Genomic DNA, 18,436 nt, shown 5'->3' with positions numbered 1-18,436 from the left:
ACGGGTGCGGTCAGCTGCGTGGGGTGACGGGGGCGGTCCACAGCCCGACGATCGCGTCGATCAGTCCGGTCGCGGTGTCGTGCCAACTGGCGCGGGCCGCAGGGATGTTCTCCGCCAGGTCGCGTTCACGCTCGGCGCAGGTGTGGAGGATCAGATTGCGCGCCATGGCGCCCCGCTCGGCGTGGATGTCGGCCGGCAGGTCGGGCAGACACCGGTTCAGCCCTTCGAGGGTCCGCCGTGTGGCCGGGGACGCCAGCGACTCCTCGGCCAGGATGTCCCGCAGCGCGGGATCGGTGATGACCTGGGCGCAGAACCGCGCGAACCAGGTGGGACCGCCTGGGGCGGCCAGGTGTTCGGTGGTGGGCCGCACCAGGCAGGCGACCCAGTCCCCCGTGTCCGTGCTGTCGCCGATCTCCGCCAGCAGACGTGCGCGGGCCTCCTCGATCCGGTGGCTGTGCTTGCGGGCGATCGCCCGCACGAGGTCGGCCTTGGTCCCGAAGTGGTAGCCCACCGCTGTGTTGTTGCCCTGCTGGGCGGCCTCGCTGACCCGGCGGTTGGACACGGCGTAGACACCGCGTTCCGCGAACAGTCTCTCCGCCGCGTGCAGGATGCGTTCCCTGGTCTCGCTGACCTGGTCGGCCCGCGCCGTCCGTTCCATCGCCGTCTCCTGGGTCGAGGGCGTCCCGGGGCACCCAGGCAATCCCGTGGAACGGCTTCAGTCAATCGACTGATTTAAAGATGGCCGGAATGGTCACACGCCCCGCACACGGCGCGTCGTCACTCCATCAGCCCGGCGGCGACCGTCGCGCCCAGCTCCCAGCACGCCTCGGTGTCGGACTTGGCCGGTTCTCCCGTGACGGTCACGGCGTCGGCCGTACGGCGCCATCCGAGCCCCGTCGTGATGGACTCGATGCCCCGTACGGCGCCGGTGACGTCGTTGCCGCCGTGGACGTAGTAGCCGAACGGCCGTCCCCGCGTCTCGTCCAGGCACGGGTAGTAGACCTGGTCGAAGAAGTGCTTGAGGGCGCCGGACATGTAGCCGAGATTGGCCGGAGTGCCCAGCAGATAGCCGTCGGCGGCGAGCACGTCGGAGGCCGTGGCCGAGAGCGCGGAGCGCCGGACGACCCGTACGCCTTCGATGTCGTCGGTGGTCGCCCCCGCGACGACGGCCTCGAACAGGGCCTGGCAGTTGGGCGAGGGGGTGTGATGCACGATCAGCAGAGTGGCCACACCTCCGAACCCTGCCGCCACCGCTCCCCGGAAGCAAACCGGGGCGGGTGGCGGCTCGGGCTCCCGCTCAGCCGGCCGCGCGGAAGCTCCGCAGGCGCAGGCTGTTGCCCACGACGAAGACCGACGAGAAGGCCATGGCCGCTCCGGCGATCATGGGGTTGAGCAGGCCCGCCGCGGCGAGCGGGAGGGCCGCCACGTTGTAGGCGAAGGCCCAGAACAGGTTCGAGCGGATCGTGCCCAGCGTCCTGCGGGAGAGCCGGATCGCGTCGGCGGCGGCGCGCAGGTCACCCCGTACGAGCGTCAGGTCCCCGGCCTCCATGGCCGCGTCCGTCCCGGTGCCCATGGCCAGGCCCAGGTCCGCCTGGGCGAGTGCGGCGGCGTCGTTGACACCGTCGCCGACCATGGCGACGCTGCGGCCCTCGGCCTGGAGCCTCTTGACGACATCGGCCTTGTCCTGCGGCATGACCTCGGCGATGACCTCGTCGATGCCGACCTCGGCGGCGACGGCCTCGGCGACCGTGCGGTTGTCGCCGGTCAGCAGGATGGGCGACAGTCCGAGGGCGCGCAGCCGCCGGACGGCCTCCGCGCTGGTGTCCTTGACCGCGTCGGCGACCTCCAGAACGGCGCGGGCCTCACCGTCCCAGGCCACCGCGATGACGGTCCGGCCGGCCTTCTCGGCGCGGTCCTTGGCGGCCCGGAGCTCCTCGGGGAGCTCGATGGCCCACTCGCTCAGCAGCTTCTCCCGGCCGACGAGCACGGCGTGGCCGTCGACGACTCCCTGGACGCCGAGCCCGGGGATGTTGGCGAAGTCCTCGGGGGCGGGCAGGGTGCCCACCGCCGCGACCGCTCCCGTGGCGACGGCCCGGGCGACCGGGTGCTCCGAGGCGTGCTCCAGCGCGCCCGCGAGGCGGAGGACTTCGTCCCCGTCCGTGCCCGTCGTGGTGCGGACCTCCAGCAGGGTCATCCGGCCGGTCGTGACCGTGCCGGTCTTGTCGAGGAGGATCGTGTCCGCCCTGCGGGTGGTCTCCAGCACCTCGGGGCCCTTGATCAGGATGCCGAGCTGGGCGCCGCGCCCGGTCCCGACCAGCAGGGCGGTGGGGGTGGCGAGCCCCAGGGCGCAGGGGCAGGCGATGATCAGTACGGCGACGGCAGCCGTGAAGGCGGCGGTGAGTCCGGCGCCGGAGCCGAGCCAGAAGCCGAGCGTGGCGAGCGCGAGCCCGATGACGACCGGCACGAAGACCGCGGAGATCCGGTCGGCCAGGCGCTGGGCCGAGGCCTTGCCGCTCTGGGCCTCCTCGACGAGCCGGGCCATCCGTGCCAGCTGTGTGTCGGCGCCGACCCTGGTGGCCTCGACGACCAGGCGTCCGCCCGCGTTGAGGGTGGCACCGGTGACGGAGTCCCCGGCGGAGACCTCGACCGGCACCGACTCACCGGTGAGCATCGAGGCGTCCACGGCGGACGAGCCCTCGACCACCGTCCCGTCCGTGGCGATCTTCTCCCCGGGGCGCACGAGGAAGCGGTCGCCGACGACCAGGGCGGCCGTGGGCAGGGTGAGCTCACGGCCGTCGCGCAGGACGGTGACCTCCTTGGCACCCAGCTCCATGAGCGCCTTGAGGGCGGCGCCCGCCTTGCGCTTGGAGCGTGCCTCGAAGTACCGGCCGGCCAGGATGAAGGCCGTGACGCCCGCGGCGGCCTCCAGATAGATGTTCCCCGCACCGTCCCCTCGCGCGATCGTGAATTCGAAGGGGTGCGTCATGCCCGGCATGCCGGCCGTTCCGAAGAAGAGTGCCCACAGGGACCAGAGGAACGCGGCCGACGTGCCGACCGAGATCAGGGTGTCCATGGTGGCCGCGCCGTGCCGGGCGTTGGTCCAGGCGGCACGGTGGAAGGGCCAGGCCGCGTAGGTGACGACCGGGGCCGCGAGTGTGAGGGAGAGCCACTGCCAGTACTCGAACTGGAGGGCGGGGATCATCGCCATCGCGACGACCGGCAGGGCGAGCACGGCGGCGGTGACGAGCCGCTCGCGCAGTGACCTCAGCTCGGCGTCGGCGCGCTCGTCGTCCGCCTGCCCGGCCGTCGGCGCGGCGCCCTCGCCGGGCGCGGGAGCGGCCGGGGCCGGCGGCTGGGCGGTGTAGCCCGTGGCTTCGACCGTGGCGATCAGGTCGTCGACCGAGACATCGTCGTCGAAGGTGACTCGCGCCTTCTCCGTGGCGTAGTTGACCGTCGCCTCGACACCCTCCATGCGGTTGAGCTTCTTCTCGATCCGGGCCGCGCACGAGGCGCACGTCATGCCGCCGATCGCGAGCTCGACCCGGGTGGCTCCGGGAGTCGTGGGAGTCATTGCGTGCTCCTCGTTCGAACGGGACCAAGTATACCCCTGGCGGGTATCTCTCTCACCTCAAGGGATATACCCCCTACCCGTATCCACGCAAGCCCCGCGCGGCAGCTTGCACATACCCCTGGAGGGTATACGCTCAGGAATATCGGACCACTGCGGGACCTCCGCGCTGACGTCAGGAGCAGTCATGAGAACGGCCGCGAAGATGACCGCGTTCACCGCCGCGCTTGCGGCGTCCTTCGGTGCCGCCTGGGGGGTGGGTGCCGTGGCCGGGCCCGATGATCCCGGGCCTTCCGGGCGCGCGGGCCACAGTGAGAGCGGCGCCCAGCACGTCGGTGACGGCGCCGCGGCGTCGGCGGCCGGCGGGCTCCAGGTCTCCGAGGGCGGCTACACGCTGGACCTGAGGACCCCGCGCCTGGAGGCGGACGGGAAGAGCGAGCTGCGCTTCACCATCCGCGACCGGGAGGGCGAGCCGGTCACCGCTTTCCAGCGCGAGCACGACAAGGAACTGCATCTGATCGTCGCCTCACGGGACCTGGCCACCTACCGTCACCTGCACCCTGTCCGGGCGGCCGACGGCACCTGGAGCACCCCGGTCAGCCTGCCCAGGGCGGGCGACTACCGGGTCTTCGCCGACTTCACGCCCTCGGGGCGGAACGCCACCGGCCTCACCCTGGGGACGGACCTCGCGGTCTCCGGCCCGTACAAGGCGGCGGAGCTGCCGAAGCCCGCACCGACCGCCGGCGTCGACGGATACACCGTCTCGCTGAACGGCACGCTCCGCCCCGACGCTCCGGAGCGGCTCACCTTCACCGTGCGCAAGGACGGCGAGCCCGTCACCGACCTCCAGCCCTATCTGGGGGCGTACGGGCACCTCGTGGCCCTGCGCGCCGGTGACCTCGCCTACCTCCACGTCCACCCCGACGGCGAACCGGGCGACGGCGTCACCGCGTCCGGCCCGGACGTCTCGTTCATGGCGACCGCGCCGAGCCCGGCCGCGTACCGCCTGTTCCTGGACTTCAAGCACGAGGGCACCGTCCGGACGGTGGCCTTCACGGTGCACGCCGGGGCGGCGGCGCAGGATCCGGGCGGCCCGGCCGAGACCCCCGCGCCGACCGGCCCCGAGGACGGCCACGAGGAGGGCCCGGCCCACCAGCACGGGGAGTAGGGGCCGCCGGCACGCCCTGCGGTGAGCGGAGCCGGGCGGCTCCGCCCGGCTCGGCGCGGCTCGATCGCGGCGGGCGGCGCCGGCGGCACGGGACCGTGCCGCGGCCGGCCGCACGGCCCCGGCCCCGCGCCGGACGGCTCCTCAGGAGCGCTTCGCCCCGGCGGCGGCCCCGGTGAGCCCGTCCAGCCACGCCTGGTGGCCCAGCAGCATCGGGTTCGGGGTCTGCCCGGCCAGATCGGCGGCCGGGCGGCCGATCTGGGACTCCTGGGTGAGGATCCGCACCCGGTCACCGGGCAGGTCCTCCACCAGCCAGGCGTGCAGCACATCCAGCCGCTCGTCCGGCCCGCCCTCCTGCCGGGCCGTCCACGAGAGGCGCCCGGGGGCGCCGGGGGCGGGGGCGCGGAACTCGACGACCTCGGCGTCCAGCGGCGGGAAACCGAAGGTGCCGAAGCTGAAGCGGACGCCCTCCGCCAGCCCGGGGCCCGCACCGCCGGAGAAGCGGATGTCGGCGACGTTGTCGTAGTACGACTCCCAGGTCGAGGTGTCGACGAGGTACGGCCAGACGTCCGCCGCGCGCAGCCCCCGCACGATCTTCTCGTTGGAGACGAAGTTGTCGGTGGTACCGGGCAGATAGCGCTCGGGCCAGTCGATGGCGTTCTGCGTGGTCATGTCGGGCCTCTCGGGGGGTGCTTCCGGCTCGGGGCTCCTTCGCCGGGCGATCACCTCGACGGTAGGACCGCAAGCCATCGGCAGGCCGGTGGACAGGCCGAGGTCTGCCATCGGATCCCGGGCAGGAGGGGGCGTCCGGTGGTCCAGGGGCCGTGCCCCGTACAGCCCCTGGACCCGGCGCACCGACCTACCGCACCAGGCAGGGCCGCTTCGCGTCGAACGTCCAGCCGGGGACCAGGAACTGCATGCCGGCGGCGTCGTCCCGCGCTCCCAGGGCCTCCTTCCTGTAGAGCTCGTGGGCGGCGAGGAGGCGGTCCATGTCGAGTTCGACGCCCAGGCCGGGGGCGTCGGGGACGGCGATCTCGCCGTCGGTGATCCGGGGCGGGGTGACGGTGAGCCGCTCCAGTCCCTCCTGCCAGATCCAGTGCGTGTCCAGGGCGTTGTAGTCGCCCGGGGCCGCGGCACCGCAGTGCGTGATCATGGCGAGGGAGATGTCGAAGTGGTTGTTGGAGTGGCAGCCCCAGGTCAGCCCCATCGCGTTGCACAGCTGGGCCACCCGCACCGAGCCCTGCATCGTCCAGAAGTGCGGGTCGGCCAGCGGGATCGAGACCGACTGGAGGGCCAGGGCGTGGGTCAGCTGCCGCCAGTCCGTGGCGATCATGTTGGTCGCCGTCGGCAGTCCGGTGGCGCGGCGGAACTCGGCGAGGATCTCGCGCCCCGAGTAGCCGCCCTCGGCCCCGCAGGGGTCCTCGGCATAGGCGAGCGTGCCGACCAGCGGGGAGCACAGCTCGACCGCCTCGCGCAGCGACCAGGCGCCGTTCGGGTCGAGGGTGATCCGCGCCGAGGGGAAGCGCTCCTTGAGCGCGCGCACCGCCTCGACCTCCTCAGCACCCGCGAGGACGCCGCCCTTGAGCTTGAAGTCCCTGAAGCCGTAGAGGTCGTAGGCGGCCTCAGCCTGGCGGACGATCGCCTCGGGGGTGAGGGCCTCCTCGTGGCGGACGCGGTACCAGTCGACGTCCGAGCCGGGTTCGCGGACGTACTCCAGATCGGTGCGGTCGGGGTCGCCGACGTAGAAGAGATAGCCCAGCACCCGTACGGAGTCCCGCTGCTGACCGTCACCGAGCAGGGCCGCGACCGGCACGTCGAGGTGCTGGCCGAGCAGGTCGAGCAGCGCCGACTCGACGGCGGTGACGGCGTGCACGGTGGTCCGCAGGTCGAAGGTCTGAGCGCCGCGCCCCCCGGAGTCACGGTCCGCGAAGCGGCTGCCGATCTCGCGCAGGACGCGCTTGTAGTCGCCCACCTTCGCTCCGACGACCAGCGGCTCGGCGTCCCGCAGCGTCCGGGTGATCTTCTCGCCGCCGGGCACCTCCCCCAGTCCCGTACGGCCCTGCGAGTCCGTGAGGACGACGATGTTGCGGGTGAAGAAGGGGCCGTGGGCGCCGGAGAGGTTGAGCTCCATGCTGTCGCGGCCCGCGACGGGATAGACGGCGAAGTGGGTGACGGTCGGCTGGCTCATGCTGGTCGGGTTCCTTGGATGCGAGGGGGCGGACGGGAGCGGGTGGTTCAGAGGCTGAGGGTGTCGAGGGCCCACTCGGCCGCCAGGACTCCGCCGAGGCCGAGGACCGCGAGCACGGTCGTGTAGCCGGTACGGACCTTGATCGCCTGGATGACGGAGAGGTTGAAGTACTCCTTGAACAGCCAGAATCCGGGGTCGTTGACGTGGGAGAAGGCGATCGATCCGCACGAGACGGCGAGCACCATCATCTCGGGGTGGGTGCCGCTGCCGGCGAGGAGCGGGAGCACCACGCCGGACGCGGTGACCACGGCGACCGTCGCCGAGCCGAGGGCGATGCGCAGGATGGCGGCGATGAGCCAGGCCAGGATGATCGGCGAGATCGCCCAGTGCTCGGTGATCTCCTTGATGTAGTCGGATATCCCGCCCTCGACGAGGACGTTCTTGAAGGCGCCGCCCGCGCCGATGACCAGCAGGATCATCGCCATCGCCTGGGCCGCGGAGGTGCAGGAGGCGCTGACCTCGGCGAGGCTGCGGCCGATGCGCGGCCCGAACGCCCAGATGGCGAGGAGGAGCGCCAGCAGGAGGGCGATCGGTGCCGAGCCGATGAAGGCGACCCCGTGCAGGAACGCGTTCTCGCCGGAGGTGGCCATGTCGGTGACGGCGGCGCCGGCGATCAGGACCACCGGGAAGAGGGCCACGAAGAGGGACCAGCCCATGCCGGGCATCTCCTCGTCGGTGAACTCGCGCTCACTGACCAGGCCCTTGGGTATGGAGGGGTTCATCGCCTTCACGAACGGCAGGCGCGGCCAGAGGAGGGCGACGAGCGCACCGGCGGGTACGGCGATGAAGAGGCCGTAGAAGAGGGTGTGTCCGACGGAGGCGTGGAAGGTCGCCGCCACGGCGGTGGGGCCGGGGTGTGGGGGCAGGAAGCTGTGCATGGTGGACAGGGAGATCGACATCGGCAGGCCCACCCACAGCAGGTTCACGCCGGTGACCCTGACGAGCGTGAACGCGATGGGCACGATGATGATGAAGGCGACCTCGTAGAACATGGTCACGCCGATGAGCATGGACGTGACCACCATGGCCAGTTGGACGCCGCGCGGCCCGAAGGTGTCGAGCAGTCTGCCCGCGATCCGCTGGGCGGCTCCGGAGTCGCCCATGACCCTGCCGACCATGGCACCGAGGCCGATGGTGAGCATGGTGTCGCCGATCTGGTCGCCGATGCCCGCCGACAGGACGTCCGGGATCTCGACCGCCGGAATGCCCTGGACGAGCGCGACGCCCACCGCCACGAGCAGGAGTGCGGCGAAGCCGTTGAGTTTCGTACGGGTCATCAGGAGCAGCAGCACAAGAACGCTGATCCCGACCACGAGGAGCGGCATGTCAGTTCCCCTTTGAACTGTGGAGCGTGTCGAGCGGTCGGACCGCCGGACCGCGGGGGCCCTCCGGCCCGGCCGCCGTCCGGCGCGGTGGGGGCACGGCTCAGGCGGTGCGCAGGCGCTCGGCGCCCGCGAGCTTCAGCCCGGCGTCGAGGACGGCCTCCAGGACGGCGAGCTCTTCGGGGCCGGGGTCGGTGAGCGGGGCGCGTACGGGCCCGACCGGCAGTCCTCGCATCCGGGCAGCCGCCTTGACCAGGGACACGGCGTATCCGGGGACCCGGTCGCGCAGTTCGACGAACGGGACGTAGAAGTCGCGCAGCAGCGCGGTGAGCGCCGGGTCGTCGCCGTCGCGCAGGGCGGTGAAGAAGGTGTCGGCGATCTCCGGCGCGAAGGCGTGGACGGCCGAGGAGTAGGCCGGGACGCCGACGGTGGCGTAGGCGCGTGCCTGGATCTCGGCGGTGGCGGCGCCGTTGAAGAAGAGGAAGCCCTCGGGTGCGGCGAGCGTGAGGCGCTGGAGCCGGTCGAGGTCGCTGTGCCCGTCCTTGAGGCCGACGACGGTGGGGATCTCCGCGATCCGGCGTACGCCGTCGGGCGTGAAGGTGACCTGGCCGCGCTGGTAGGCGATCAGCGGCAGCCGGGTGCCGTCCGCGATCCGGCGGAGCTGCTCGACCAGGCCGTCCTCCGGGGCGGCGACGAGGTAGTGCGGCAGGACGAGCAGGGCGTCGGCGCCCGCCTCCTCGGCGATACGGGCGAAGCGCAGGGCCTGCGCCCAGCCGTAGCCGGTCCCCGCCACCACGGGCAGCCTGCCGCCGGCGATCTCGACGGCGGCGGTGACGACCGCGCGGTACTCCTCCTCGTCCAGCGCGCTGAACTCCCCTGTGCCGCAGGCCGGGAACAGCGCTCCGGGCGAGGTGGCGACCTGGGCGGTCAGATACGTCCGGTACGCGTCCAGATCGAGGCCGCCGTCCTCCCGGAAGCTCGTGAGGGGGAAGGCCAGCACTCCGCCCGCCATGCCCTCGCGCAGCCGCTCGACGACCTCCCGGGTCTCCGCACCGGACCGTTCCGTACTGAACCGCTCCACAATCTCATCCCCATATGCAGATGGCGTACATGTATGAGAACGGAGGCTAAGCGGGTGAACGCGACGGGGTCAATGGGTGCGACAGCGCGGATTTAAGATGTGCCCATGCCGGAGAACAGTGGTGTCCGTGGCGTGAAGTCGGCGTCCCGCACCGTCGCACTGCTCGAACTCCTCGCCGCCCGGGGCGACCGGCCGGCCCGGCTCGACGAACTCGCCGAGGAACTGGGCGTACCGCGCAGCAGCATGTACCAGCTCCTGCGGACCCTCGTCGACTGCGGCTGGGTGCGCACCGACACGACGGGCTCGCTGTACGGCATCGGCATCCGCGCCCTGCACACGGGCACGAGCTATCTGGACAGCGACCCGCATGTGCGCGCGGCCCGCCGGTTTCTCGACGAGGCGTCGGACGCGCTCGGCGAGACCATCCACCTGGCCAGGCTCGACGGCCCCAACGTCGTCTACCTCGCGACGCGCGAGTCCCACGAGTACCTGCGCACCATCAGCCGCGTCGGGCGCCGGATCCCGGCCCACGCCGGGGCGCTGGGCAAGGCGCTGCTCGCCGAGCACCCGGAGGACGGGCTGCCGCTCCCCGAGGGCCCGCTGGAGGCCTTCACCGGGAACACGCACACGGAGCGCGCCACCCTGCTCGCCGACCTCGCCGCGATACGCGAGCGCGGCTACTCCATCGACCGCGAGGAGACGGTGACCGGCATCGCCGGCTTCGGCTTCGCCCTGCGCTACGACGCGCCGGCCGTGGACGCCATCAGCTGCTCGGTACCGGTGGCGCGGCTCAGTGCGAAGCACGAGGCCCGGGTCGTGGCGGTCATGCGGGAGATCAGGTCGAAGATCGAGAGCGCCAGGTCACCGGCGCCCGGCGCACCCGACTGGCGCTGAACGACCAGCGGGCCACCGCCCGCTGGGGACGCGCGCCGTCACCGGCCGGCGGTCACGGCCTTCAGCGCGTCCAGCGACTCATGGACGAACACGGAGAAGTCGGGGCCGCCGTCCTCGGCGATCCAGCGCGCGAACGCGATCCTGAAGACGGCCATCCCCGCCTCGGCCGCCAGGCTCGCGGCCGGTTCCGTGACACCGCGCAGCCGCAGCGCCTCGGCGAGCCCGGAGGACAGTGACGCCAGCTTGATCAGCTCGCGTTCCTGGAGTTCGGGATGGGCGGCGATGACCGTCTGGCGCTGCCTGGCCAGCTCCCGCCGCTCCTGGAAGAGACCGGAGACGGCCTCCAGGGCCGCCGCCACGGCGTCGATCGGCGCGGCGGACGCGGGGGCGTCGGCGACCGCGCCGACCAGCAGCTCCCGGAGCGGGCTGTCGCCCGGGAACAGGACCTCGCGCTTGTCCGCGAAGTGCCGGAAGAACGTGCGCTCGGTGAGACCGGCCCGCTTCGCGATCTCCTTCACGGTGGTCTGCTCGAACCCCCGCTCGCCGTAGAGCTCCAGCGCTGCCTGCTCCAGCCGCCCGCGCGCGTTCGGCTCCCATCGACTCATGCCTTGATCGTACGCGATGACAGTCACTGTCATCAGGTGTACGGTTGATGTCATCAACTGACATCAACCCGTCGCCGCACCCCGCGGCGCTCACGGTTCGGTCAATCGGAGGGCTTTCCCATGCGTGTTCTCGTCACAGGTGCGTCCGGCTGGATCGGCTCCGCCGTGGTTCCCGGCCTCATCGGCGCGGGCCATCAGGTCGTCGGGCTGGCGCGCTCCGACGCCTCGGCCGACGCCCTCACCGCCGCCGGGGCCGAGGTGCTCCGCGGCACGCTCGACGACCTCGACACCGTCCAGGACGGGGCCGCGGTGTCGGACGGCGTCATCCACCTCGCCTTCAAGCACGACGTCGCCTTCTCCGGGGACTTCCAGGGTGCGGCGGACACCGACCGCCGCGTCGTCGAGGCGCTCGGAGAGACGCTCGCGGATTCCGGACGGCCCCTCGTGATCGCCTCCGGGACCGGGCTTCCCTGGCCGGAGTCCGGCCGTCTGCTGACCGAGCGGGACGGGCATGGCCCGGGTCTGACCGATGCAAGTGGTCCCGCGGCCCGCGCGGCCACCGCCGAACTGGCACTCTCCTACGCCTCCCGGGGCGTCCGCGCCTCGGTCGTGCGGCTCCCCCCGACCAACTACGGCGAGGGGGACCCGGGCTTCCTGTCGGTCCTGGTCGCCATCGCCCGCGAGAAGGGCGTCTCGGGCTACATCGGTGACGGGGCCAACCGCTGGCCCGCCGTGCACCGCCTCGACTCCGCACACCTCTTCCGGCTCGCGGTGGAGAACGCCCCCGCGGGATCGACCCTGCACGCGGTCGCGGACGAGGGCGTTCCCCTGCGCGAGATCGCCGGGGTCATCGGCCGCCGTCTGGACCTGCCCGTGGTCTCCGTCCCCCCGGAGGACGCGAGCGCCCACTTCGGCTGGCTGGCCACCTACGTGGCGAACGACGTCCCGGCCTCCAGCACGCTGACCCGCGAGCTGACGGGGTGGCGGCCGACGCGGCCGGGACTGCTCGACGACCTGGACGAGGGCCACTACTTCACGGAGCCGCCCGCCTGAGCCAGGAGCGGATCGGGCGGCGGACCCGGGCCGTCGAGCACCGGCGCGGGGTTCGTGGAGGCCGCCCCGCGCCGGTGCTCGACGGTACGTCAGACGCGCGGCACGTCGAGCGCGTCGAGGAGCCGGTCGATGTCCTCGTCGCTCGTGTACGGCGCGAGACCGACGCGTACGCCGCCCTCGTCGCCGAGGCCGAGCCGCCGGGACGCCTCCAGTGCGTAGAACGATCCGGAGGGGGCGTCCACACCGCGCTCGGCGAGGAGCCGGGAGACCTCGCCCGGCTGCTTCCCCGCCACCGTGAACAGGGTGGTCGGGGTGCGCCGCGCCGCCCGGGAGTACACCGTGACGCCGTCCAGCGACGCCAGGCCCTTCTCGATGCGGGCGCTCAGCCGGTCCTCGTGTGCGGTGAGCGCCGTGAACGCGCGGACCAGAGCCTCCCGCCGGCTCCCGGCGCCGGGGGTGAGACCGGCGAGGAAGTCCACGGCCGCCGTCGCCCCGGCCAGCAGTTCGTAGGGCAGCGTGCCCAGTTCGAAACGCTCGGGCACCTCGTCGCTGGAGGGCAGGAGCTTGTCCGGCCGCAGGCCGAGGAGCAGCTCCCGGCGGCCCGTCAGCACACCGAGATGCGGTCCGAGGAACTTGTACGGCGAACAGACCAGGGTGTCCGCGCCGAGCCCCACGACGTCCACCGTGGCGTGCGAGGCGTAGTGCACCGCGTCGACGTGGAGAAGCGCGCCGGTGCGGTGCACCAGGTCCGCGACGGCGGGTATGTCCGGGCAGGTGCCGATGAGGTTGGAGGCGGCCGTGACGGCGACCAGCCGGGTCCGCTCGGACAGCACGGCCTCGATGTGCGCGGTGCCCAGCTCGCCCGTGGCGGGGTCGAAGTCGGCCATGCGGACGGTCGCGCCCACCGCCTCCGCCGCCTGTGCCCAGGGCCGGATGTTCGAGTCGTGGTCGAGCCGGGAGACCACCACCTCGTCGCCCGGGCCCCAGTCCTTGGCCATGGTGCGCGCCAGGTCGTAGACGAGCTGGGTGGCGCTGCGGCCGAACACCACGGCCTCCGGCTCCGAACCGAGCAGATCGGCCAGGGCCCGGCGCGCTCCGACGACGATCGCCTCGGCGTTGCGGGCGCCCTCCGTGAGCGCCCCCCGGTTGGCGAGCGGACGGGTGAGGGCCTCGCTGATGGCGTCGATCACCTGCTGAGGCGTCTGCGTGCCTCCGGGGGCGTCGAAGCGGGCGGTGCCCGCCTTCAGCGCGGGGAAGCAGGAACGGATCGCCTGCACGTCGAGGGTGGCGCCGGTCTCGTTGGTCTCACTGCTCAAGGGGCACTCCGAAGGGGGATGGGGCGGGCGGACGGAGCGGCGGGGATCAGCCGACGCGCTCCTTCGCCCTGGGCGGCAGGTAGCTGACACGGCTCGGGCGTACCCCGAGCCGCACCAGGGACTCCAGGCTCATGATGGCAGCGCCGGTCGGGTCGACGACCGGCACGAAGGGCCCGTCCAGGGCGAGCCGCTCCTGGAGCGCGCTGCTCACGCCCAGCATCCCGGTGCAGCCGAGCACGATCACATCGGCCTCGCCCGCGTCGATCGCGGCCCTGGCCTGTGCGGTGAGGGCGTCCAGCAGCCGTTCGCCGGGACCGAGATCCAGGACGGGGATGTCCACGGACCGGATCGAGCCGATCCGCTCCGTCAGACCGTGCCGCCGTACGAGTCCGTGGAGCATCGGCAGGACGTTCGGCAGCACGGTGATCACTCCCGCGCGCTCGCCGAGCGAGAGGGCCGAGAGGACGGCGGGCTCGAACCCGCCGACCACGGGGATGTCCACGATCTCCCTGGCGGCGCGCACCGCGGGGTCGGCGAAGCAGCTGACGAAGACGGCGTCCGCGCCGTCCTCGGCCGCCTCACGGACGGCGTCGAGGATGCCGGGGCCGGCGAGTGCCTCGTCGTACTCCGACTCGATGGAGTCGGTGCCGCGCGCGATGCGGCGCACGTCGATCTCCGTACCGGGCGATGCCCAGGCCGCCACCTCCTTGCGGACCTCCTCGGTGAACGTGTCGGTGATGACGGGGAGCACGACCGTGAGCTTCACAGGACCTCCAGGTGAGGACGGACAGCTTTCCGAGCAGGCTGCGCCCGGCGGCGGTGGCCTCACAAGGTGCGCGGCGCCCTGTCGCGGCGGTACGGGAGTGCGCCCTGCACAGTGGAGACCTGATCCGGCGCGTCGCGGCTTCCGCAGCCGTCGCAGCTCTCCCGCTCCTGGGGCGCTCCCGTCCCTCACGGCCCTCGTCGCTCGCACGGATCACAGGGTTCTCCTGGCCTGATCTCTGCGGTGCACACTGCCCTCCTCCGCCGCACTTCCTGTGCACATCGCACCGTGACCGGCTGGACCGGCGGCCATAGCCTCACCGGAACCGCTCCCATACGTCCCCTGGAGTGCTCATGGCGTCATCCGCAGGACACGACGACTACGCGCTGGCCCGCGTCCCCTCGGGCGCCCGGTACCACTGGTTCTCGGTGGCGACCCAGCGCTTCGGCCAGCTCAGCACCCTGGCCAGTTTTCTCATCGGCGCCACCCTCGGCTTCGGCATGACCTTCTGGAACGCCGTACTGGCCATCACGCTGGGCGCGGTCGTCCTGGAGGTCCTGACGATCTTCACCGGCATCGCCGGGCAGCGGGAGGGCATGTCCACCTCGCTGCTCGCCCGCTGGACCGGCTTCGGCACCGGCGGCGCCTCACTGATCGGGCTGGCGATCAGCATCAGCGCCGTCGGCTGGTTCGGCATCCAGAACGCCGTCTCCGCGGAGGGGCTCGTCGACCTCGTGGGCGGTCTGCCCGGCTGGGCCTGGTCCCTGATCTGCGGACTGGTCATCACCGCGATCGTCGTCTACGGCGTCGGGTCGATGGCCTGGGCCGCCTACATCACCGTGCCGGCCTTCCTGCTGATGGCCGGCTGGTCCATCGCCGTGGAGCTGGGCAAGCACGACCTCGGCGCACTGACCTCCGCGCAGCCCGCGGGGCCGCCGCTCTCGCTGCTCCAGGGCACCACCATCGTCGCGGGCGGCTTCATCGTGGGCGCGGTGATCACCCCGGACATGAGCCGCTTCAACCGCACCCGGGGCGACGTGGTCAAGCAGACGGTCGTGGGCATATCGGTCGGCGAGTACGTCATCGGGCTCATCGGCGTGCTGCTCGCCCTCGCGCTGCGTACCAACGACGTGATCGCGATCGTCACCTCCACCTCGGGCTTCCTCGGGACGCTCATCATCGTCGCGGCCACCATCAAGGTGAACGACTGGAACCTCTACGCGGCCTCCCTCGGCGTGGTCAACTTCGTCCGGCAGGCCTTCGGCAGGAAGGTGAGCCGCGCCGCCGTCACGGTGGTCGTGGGCGTCACCGGCTCCCTGCTCGGCGCGGCCGGGGTGCTCGACAGCTTCACCGGCTTCCTCAATCTGCTGGGGGTCCTCTTCCCGCCGATCGCCGGAATCATGGTCGCCGAGTACTTCGTCTCCCGGGTCTTCCGCGCCCCGCTCGACGAGAGCCGCCCCTCGGGTTCCCTCCCGCCGAGCGCGCCCTCCTGGGTCCCGGCGTCGCTCGGCATCTGGGCCGTGGCCGCCGTCGTGGGCAAGTACGTGGACTGGGGTCTGCCCTCGATCAACTCGGTGGTCGTCGCCTTCGTGCTCTACACCGCGGCGGCCCGCCTCGGCCTGATCCGCGGGACCGGCACCGTCGCGACCGACGATGGGGAGCCGGACCCCGTGCCCGGCGCCGCCGAGCCCCGGACCGCCTGACGACACCGCCGGCCGCACCCGGCCGGGCCGGACCCGCGCGGCCCTGCCCGGCCGGGCACAACGAGAAAGGACAACCCACATGCTCCGACTGGGCATCGACGTGGGCGGCACCAACACGGACGCCGTACTCGTCGACGGCGAACAGGTGCTGGGCGCCGTGAAGGCGTCCACCACCGCCGACGTCACGGGCGGCATCGTCGCCGCCATCCGCGATCTGCGCCAGGCCACGGGCTTCGACCCGGCCGCCGTGCACGCGGTGATGATCGGCACCACCCACTTCATCAACGCGCTGGTGGAGGGCGAGCGGCTGGCGCAGACCGCCGCCATCCGCTTCGGCCTCCCCGCCACCCGCGCCCTGCCGCCGCTGGTGGACTGGCCCACCCGGCTGACCGCCGCGATCGGGGGCCACAGTTATCTCTGCCACGGTGGCCACGAGTACGACGGCAGCCCCATCGCCCCGTTCGACGAGCGGGAGTTCAGGGACGTCCTGGCCAAGGCCGCCGACGCCGGGGCGACCTCGTTCGCGCTGTCCTCGGTGTTCTCCCCGGTGAACGCCGAGTTCGAGACCCGTGCCGCGGAGATCATCGCCGAGCAGCTGCCGGGCGCCCCGGTCAGCCTGTCGCACGAGATCGGCCGCATGGGCCTCCTGGGCAGGGAGAACGCCACCGTCATCAACGCGGCCCTGCGGGACCTGGCCGACCAGGTGGCCACCGGGCTGAGCCGTACGGTCGCCGAGGCGGGCATCACCGCCCCGGTCTTCCTCAGCCAGAACGACGGCACGCTGATGGACGTCGACTACGCCCGCCGCTACCCCGTGGCGACGTTCGCGTCCGGCCCGACCAACTCCATGCGGGGCGCCGCCTTCCTGTCCAGGCTGCGTTCCTGCGCGGTCGTCGACATCGGCGGCACCACCAGTGACGTCGGCATCCTGCGCAACGGCTTCCCCCGCGAGGCGTCCACCGACGTCACCGTGGCCGGTGTGCAGACCAACTTCCGCATGCCCGACGTGCTGTCGATCGGCATCGGCGGTGGCAGTCATGTGCTCGACGGGCCGTCCGGGACGGCCGTCGGCCCCGCGAGCGTGGGCTACCGGCTCACCGAGGAGGCGCTCGTCTTCGGCGGCGGCAGGCTGACCGCCACCGACATCGCGGTGGCCGCGGGCCGCGCCGAGGTCGGCGATCCGTCGCTCGTCGCGCACCTGGACCGCTCGACGGTCGACGCCGCGCTCCGGATCATCGACGACCGGCTCGCCGAGGTCGTCGACCGGATGCGCGCCTCCGCCGAACCGGTGCCCGTCGTCGCCGTCGGCGGCGGCAGCATCCTGGTGCCCGAGGACCTCGCGGGAGCCTCGCACGTGGTGCGGCCCGACCACTTCGCCGTGGCCAATGCCATCGGCGCGGCGATCGCCCAGGTGGGCGGCGAGGTCGACCGGGTCTACTCGGTCACGCCCCAGCAGCGGGACGCCGTCCTCGACGAGGCCCGCCAGGAGGCCGTCGACCGCGCCGTCGCGGCCGGCGCGCGCCCCGCGTCGGTGGAGATCGTCGACGTGGAGGAAGTACCGCTCGCCTACCTTCCCGGCAACGCCGCGCGCATCCGGGTCAAGGCTGTCGGAGAACTGAGCCTGGGAGGCCACGATGCGTGAGATCACTGCCGAGAACCTGCCCGACCTGGCACGCGGCGCCGCCGTCCTCGGCACCGGCGGTGGCGGGGACCCCTTCGTCGGCAGGCTCCTCGCCCAGCAGGCGCTCGCCGCGCACGGGCCGGTCACCCTCCTGGACGTGGACGAGATCGAGGACGACGCCCTGGTCATCCCCACGGCCTTCATGGGCGCGCCCACCGTGATGCTGGAGAAGCTGCCCGCCGGCGACGAGGTCCTGAACGCGATGCGCGCCATCGAGGACCTCCTCGGCCAAAAGGCCACCCACACGGTGTCCATCGAGGCGGGCGGCCTGAACTCCATGACCCCGTTCGTCGCCGCGGCCGAGGCGGGCATCCCGCTGATCGACGCCGACGGCATGGGCCGCGCCTTCCCCGAACTCCAGATGCTGCTGCCGACCCTCGGCGGTGTGAAGGCGTCCCCGATGGCCCTCGCCGACGAGCGCGGCAACGCCGTGAGTCTGCGTACGCCCGACAACGCCTGGGCCGAACGCCTCGCCCGCGCCTCGACCGTGGAGATGGGCTGCAGCGCGGCGGTCAGCCTGTACGTCCTGACGGGACGGCAGGTCAAGGACCTGATGGTGCCCGGCACGATGACGCTGTGCGAGCGGATCGGCCGCGCCATCCGCGAGGCGCGCGAGGGGCACGCCGACCCCGTGGCCGCTGCGGCGGAGGTTCTGGGCGGGCACCATGTCTTCACCGGCAAGGTCGGCGACGTCATCCGCACCACCAGCGGAGGCTTCGCCCGGGGGTCCGCCCGGCTCGCCGGGGTGGCCGGGGACGCGGGATCGGCCCTGGAGCTCTCCTTCCAGAACGAGAATCTCGTGGCCACCCGGGACGGCGAGGTCGTCGTCAGCGTGCCCGACCTGATCTGCGTCCTGGACACCGACACCGGGGAGCCGGTCACCACCGAGACCCTCCGGTACGGCCTGCGGGTCAGCGTCCTCGGCGTGCCCTGCGACCCGCGCTGGCGCACCCCCGAGGGACTCGCCCTGGCGGGACCCGGCTATTTCGGGTACGAGCACGCGTACGTGCCGCTGCCGGCCGTCGAAGTGTGATGAT

Annotated in this window: 15 protein-coding genes and 1 pseudogene; 6 read left to right on the top strand and 10 right to left on the bottom strand. The window is 72.4% G+C overall.

Annotation, left to right across the window (positions count from 1 at the left end):
• Window positions 1–10 precede the first annotated feature (10 nt).
• The 3 genes from AMK10_RS14710 to AMK10_RS14700 form a co-directional block, all read right to left on the bottom strand.
• Window positions 11–658 (bottom strand): TetR/AcrR family transcriptional regulator, encoded by a 648-nt coding sequence (locus AMK10_RS14710; RefSeq protein ID WP_073748229.1) that lies wholly within the window; start codon window positions 656–658, stop codon window positions 11–13.
• Window positions 659–777: 119 nt separating this feature from the next.
• On the bottom strand, window positions 778–1,230 hold the full coding sequence (locus AMK10_RS14705) for a flavodoxin family protein (RefSeq protein WP_073748228.1): 453 nt from the start codon (window positions 1,228–1,230) through the stop codon (window positions 778–780).
• Between the two features lie 67 nt (window positions 1,231–1,297).
• Window positions 1,298–3,571 (bottom strand): heavy metal translocating P-type ATPase, encoded by a 2,274-nt coding sequence (locus AMK10_RS14700; RefSeq protein ID WP_073748227.1) that lies wholly within the window; start codon window positions 3,569–3,571, stop codon window positions 1,298–1,300.
• Window positions 3,572–3,755: 184 nt separating this feature from the next.
• On the opposite strand from AMK10_RS14700, the gene AMK10_RS14695 reads away from it, so the two are divergent.
• Entirely contained in the window at window positions 3,756–4,736 is a 981-nt protein-coding gene (locus AMK10_RS14695; RefSeq protein ID WP_073748226.1) for a hypothetical protein, read from the top strand.
• A gap of 141 nt (window positions 4,737–4,877) precedes the next feature.
• On the opposite strand, the gene AMK10_RS14690 is transcribed toward AMK10_RS14695, so the two are convergent.
• The 4 genes and pseudogenes from AMK10_RS14690 to AMK10_RS14675 all read right to left on the bottom strand — a co-directional run bounded on the left by AMK10_RS14690 (window position 4,878) and on the right by AMK10_RS14675 (window position 9,384).
• Window positions 4,878–5,405, bottom strand: a complete 528-nt coding sequence (locus tag AMK10_RS14690; RefSeq protein WP_073748225.1) for a polyketide cyclase — start codon at window positions 5,403–5,405, stop codon at window positions 4,878–4,880.
• A 187-nt stretch (window positions 5,406–5,592) separates the two neighbouring features.
• A complete protein-coding gene (locus AMK10_RS14685; protein ID WP_073748224.1) occupies window positions 5,593–6,921 on the bottom strand; it encodes an enolase C-terminal domain-like protein in 1,329 nt (442 codons plus the stop codon).
• A gap of 47 nt (window positions 6,922–6,968) precedes the next feature.
• Window positions 6,969–8,345 (bottom strand): annotated as a pseudogene (locus tag AMK10_RS14680) (gluconate:H+ symporter); the annotation flags it as partial.
• Window positions 8,346–8,406: 61 nt separating this feature from the next.
• Window positions 8,407–9,384: a 5-dehydro-4-deoxyglucarate dehydratase gene (locus AMK10_RS14675; RefSeq protein WP_073748222.1), complete on the bottom strand. Its 978-nt coding sequence runs from the start codon at window positions 9,382–9,384 to the stop codon at window positions 8,407–8,409.
• Between the two features lie 105 nt (window positions 9,385–9,489).
• Between AMK10_RS14675 and AMK10_RS14670 the strand changes: the two genes are divergently transcribed.
• On the top strand, window positions 9,490–10,278 hold the full coding sequence (locus tag AMK10_RS14670; protein WP_073748221.1) for an IclR family transcriptional regulator: 789 nt from the start codon (window positions 9,490–9,492) through the stop codon (window positions 10,276–10,278).
• A gap of 38 nt (window positions 10,279–10,316) precedes the next feature.
• On the opposite strand, the gene AMK10_RS14665 is transcribed toward AMK10_RS14670, so the two are convergent.
• Window positions 10,317–10,883, bottom strand: a complete 567-nt coding sequence (locus AMK10_RS14665) for a TetR family transcriptional regulator (RefSeq protein WP_073748220.1) — start codon at window positions 10,881–10,883, stop codon at window positions 10,317–10,319.
• A gap of 120 nt (window positions 10,884–11,003) precedes the next feature.
• Between AMK10_RS14665 and AMK10_RS14660 the strand changes: the two genes are divergently transcribed.
• Window positions 11,004–11,936 (top strand): SDR family oxidoreductase, encoded by a 933-nt coding sequence (locus AMK10_RS14660; protein WP_073748219.1) that lies wholly within the window; start codon window positions 11,004–11,006, stop codon window positions 11,934–11,936.
• A gap of 89 nt (window positions 11,937–12,025) precedes the next feature.
• Here the strand turns inward: AMK10_RS14660 and AMK10_RS14655 are convergent, their stop codons facing one another.
• Both AMK10_RS14655 and AMK10_RS14650 read right to left on the bottom strand, forming a co-directional pair.
• Window positions 12,026–13,252, bottom strand: coding sequence for a cysteine desulfurase-like protein (locus AMK10_RS14655; RefSeq protein WP_073748218.1), 1,227 nt, complete (start codon window positions 13,250–13,252; stop codon window positions 12,026–12,028).
• Between the two features lie 46 nt (window positions 13,253–13,298).
• Window positions 13,299–14,018, bottom strand: a complete 720-nt coding sequence (locus tag AMK10_RS14650; RefSeq protein ID WP_073748217.1) for an aspartate/glutamate racemase family protein — start codon at window positions 14,016–14,018, stop codon at window positions 13,299–13,301.
• Between the two features lie 350 nt (window positions 14,019–14,368).
• Between AMK10_RS14650 and AMK10_RS14645 the strand changes: the two genes are divergently transcribed.
• The 3 genes from AMK10_RS14645 to AMK10_RS14635 all read left to right on the top strand — a co-directional run bounded on the left by AMK10_RS14645 (window position 14,369) and on the right by AMK10_RS14635 (window position 18,432).
• On the top strand, window positions 14,369–15,718 hold the full coding sequence (locus AMK10_RS14645) for a purine-cytosine permease family protein (RefSeq protein WP_073748216.1): 1,350 nt from the start codon (window positions 14,369–14,371) through the stop codon (window positions 15,716–15,718).
• 79 nt (window positions 15,719–15,797) lie between these two features.
• A complete protein-coding gene (locus AMK10_RS14640; protein ID WP_073748215.1) occupies window positions 15,798–17,360 on the top strand; it encodes a hydantoinase/oxoprolinase N-terminal domain-containing protein in 1,563 nt (520 codons plus the stop codon).
• Window positions 17,353–18,432 (top strand): DUF917 domain-containing protein, encoded by a 1,080-nt coding sequence (locus AMK10_RS14635; RefSeq protein WP_073748214.1) that lies wholly within the window; start codon window positions 17,353–17,355, stop codon window positions 18,430–18,432. The genes AMK10_RS14640 and AMK10_RS14635 overlap by 8 nt, the downstream gene beginning before the upstream one ends.
• The last annotated feature ends 4 nt before the right edge of the window (window positions 18,433–18,436 follow it).

The organism is Streptomyces sp. CB02058 (genome assembly GCF_001905505.1).
In the GTDB taxonomy this organism is placed as follows: Bacteria; Actinomycetota; Actinomycetes; order Streptomycetales; family Streptomycetaceae; genus Streptomyces.
Note: the sequence above shows the minus strand (reverse complement) of the source record. Positions and strands in the feature narration are given on the sequence as shown.

Excerpts from the sequence above, each read along its gene's own strand:
- AMK10_RS14710 (WP_073748229.1), bottom strand. The coding sequence starts at position 658 with ATGGAACGGACGGCGCGGGCCGACCAGGTCAGCGAGACCAGGGAACGC.
- AMK10_RS14700 (WP_073748227.1), bottom strand. The coding sequence starts at position 3,571 with ATGACTCCCACGACTCCCGGAGCCACCCGGGTCGAGCTCGCGATCGGC.
- AMK10_RS14695 (WP_073748226.1), top strand. The coding sequence starts at position 3,756 with ATGAGAACGGCCGCGAAGATGACCGCGTTCACCGCCGCGCTTGCGGCG.
- AMK10_RS14690 (WP_073748225.1), bottom strand. The coding sequence starts at position 5,405 with ATGACCACGCAGAACGCCATCGACTGGCCCGAGCGCTATCTGCCCGGT.
- AMK10_RS14685 (WP_073748224.1), bottom strand. The coding sequence starts at position 6,921 with ATGAGCCAGCCGACCGTCACCCACTTCGCCGTCTATCCCGTCGCGGGC.
- AMK10_RS14670 (WP_073748221.1), top strand. The coding sequence starts at position 9,490 with ATGCCGGAGAACAGTGGTGTCCGTGGCGTGAAGTCGGCGTCCCGCACC.
- AMK10_RS14665 (WP_073748220.1), bottom strand. The coding sequence starts at position 10,883 with ATGAGTCGATGGGAGCCGAACGCGCGCGGGCGGCTGGAGCAGGCAGCG.
- AMK10_RS14660 (WP_073748219.1), top strand. The coding sequence starts at position 11,004 with ATGCGTGTTCTCGTCACAGGTGCGTCCGGCTGGATCGGCTCCGCCGTG.
- AMK10_RS14645 (WP_073748216.1), top strand. The coding sequence starts at position 14,369 with ATGGCGTCATCCGCAGGACACGACGACTACGCGCTGGCCCGCGTCCCC.
- AMK10_RS14640 (WP_073748215.1), top strand. The coding sequence starts at position 15,798 with ATGCTCCGACTGGGCATCGACGTGGGCGGCACCAACACGGACGCCGTA.
- AMK10_RS14635 (WP_073748214.1), top strand. The coding sequence starts at position 17,353 with ATGCGTGAGATCACTGCCGAGAACCTGCCCGACCTGGCACGCGGCGCC.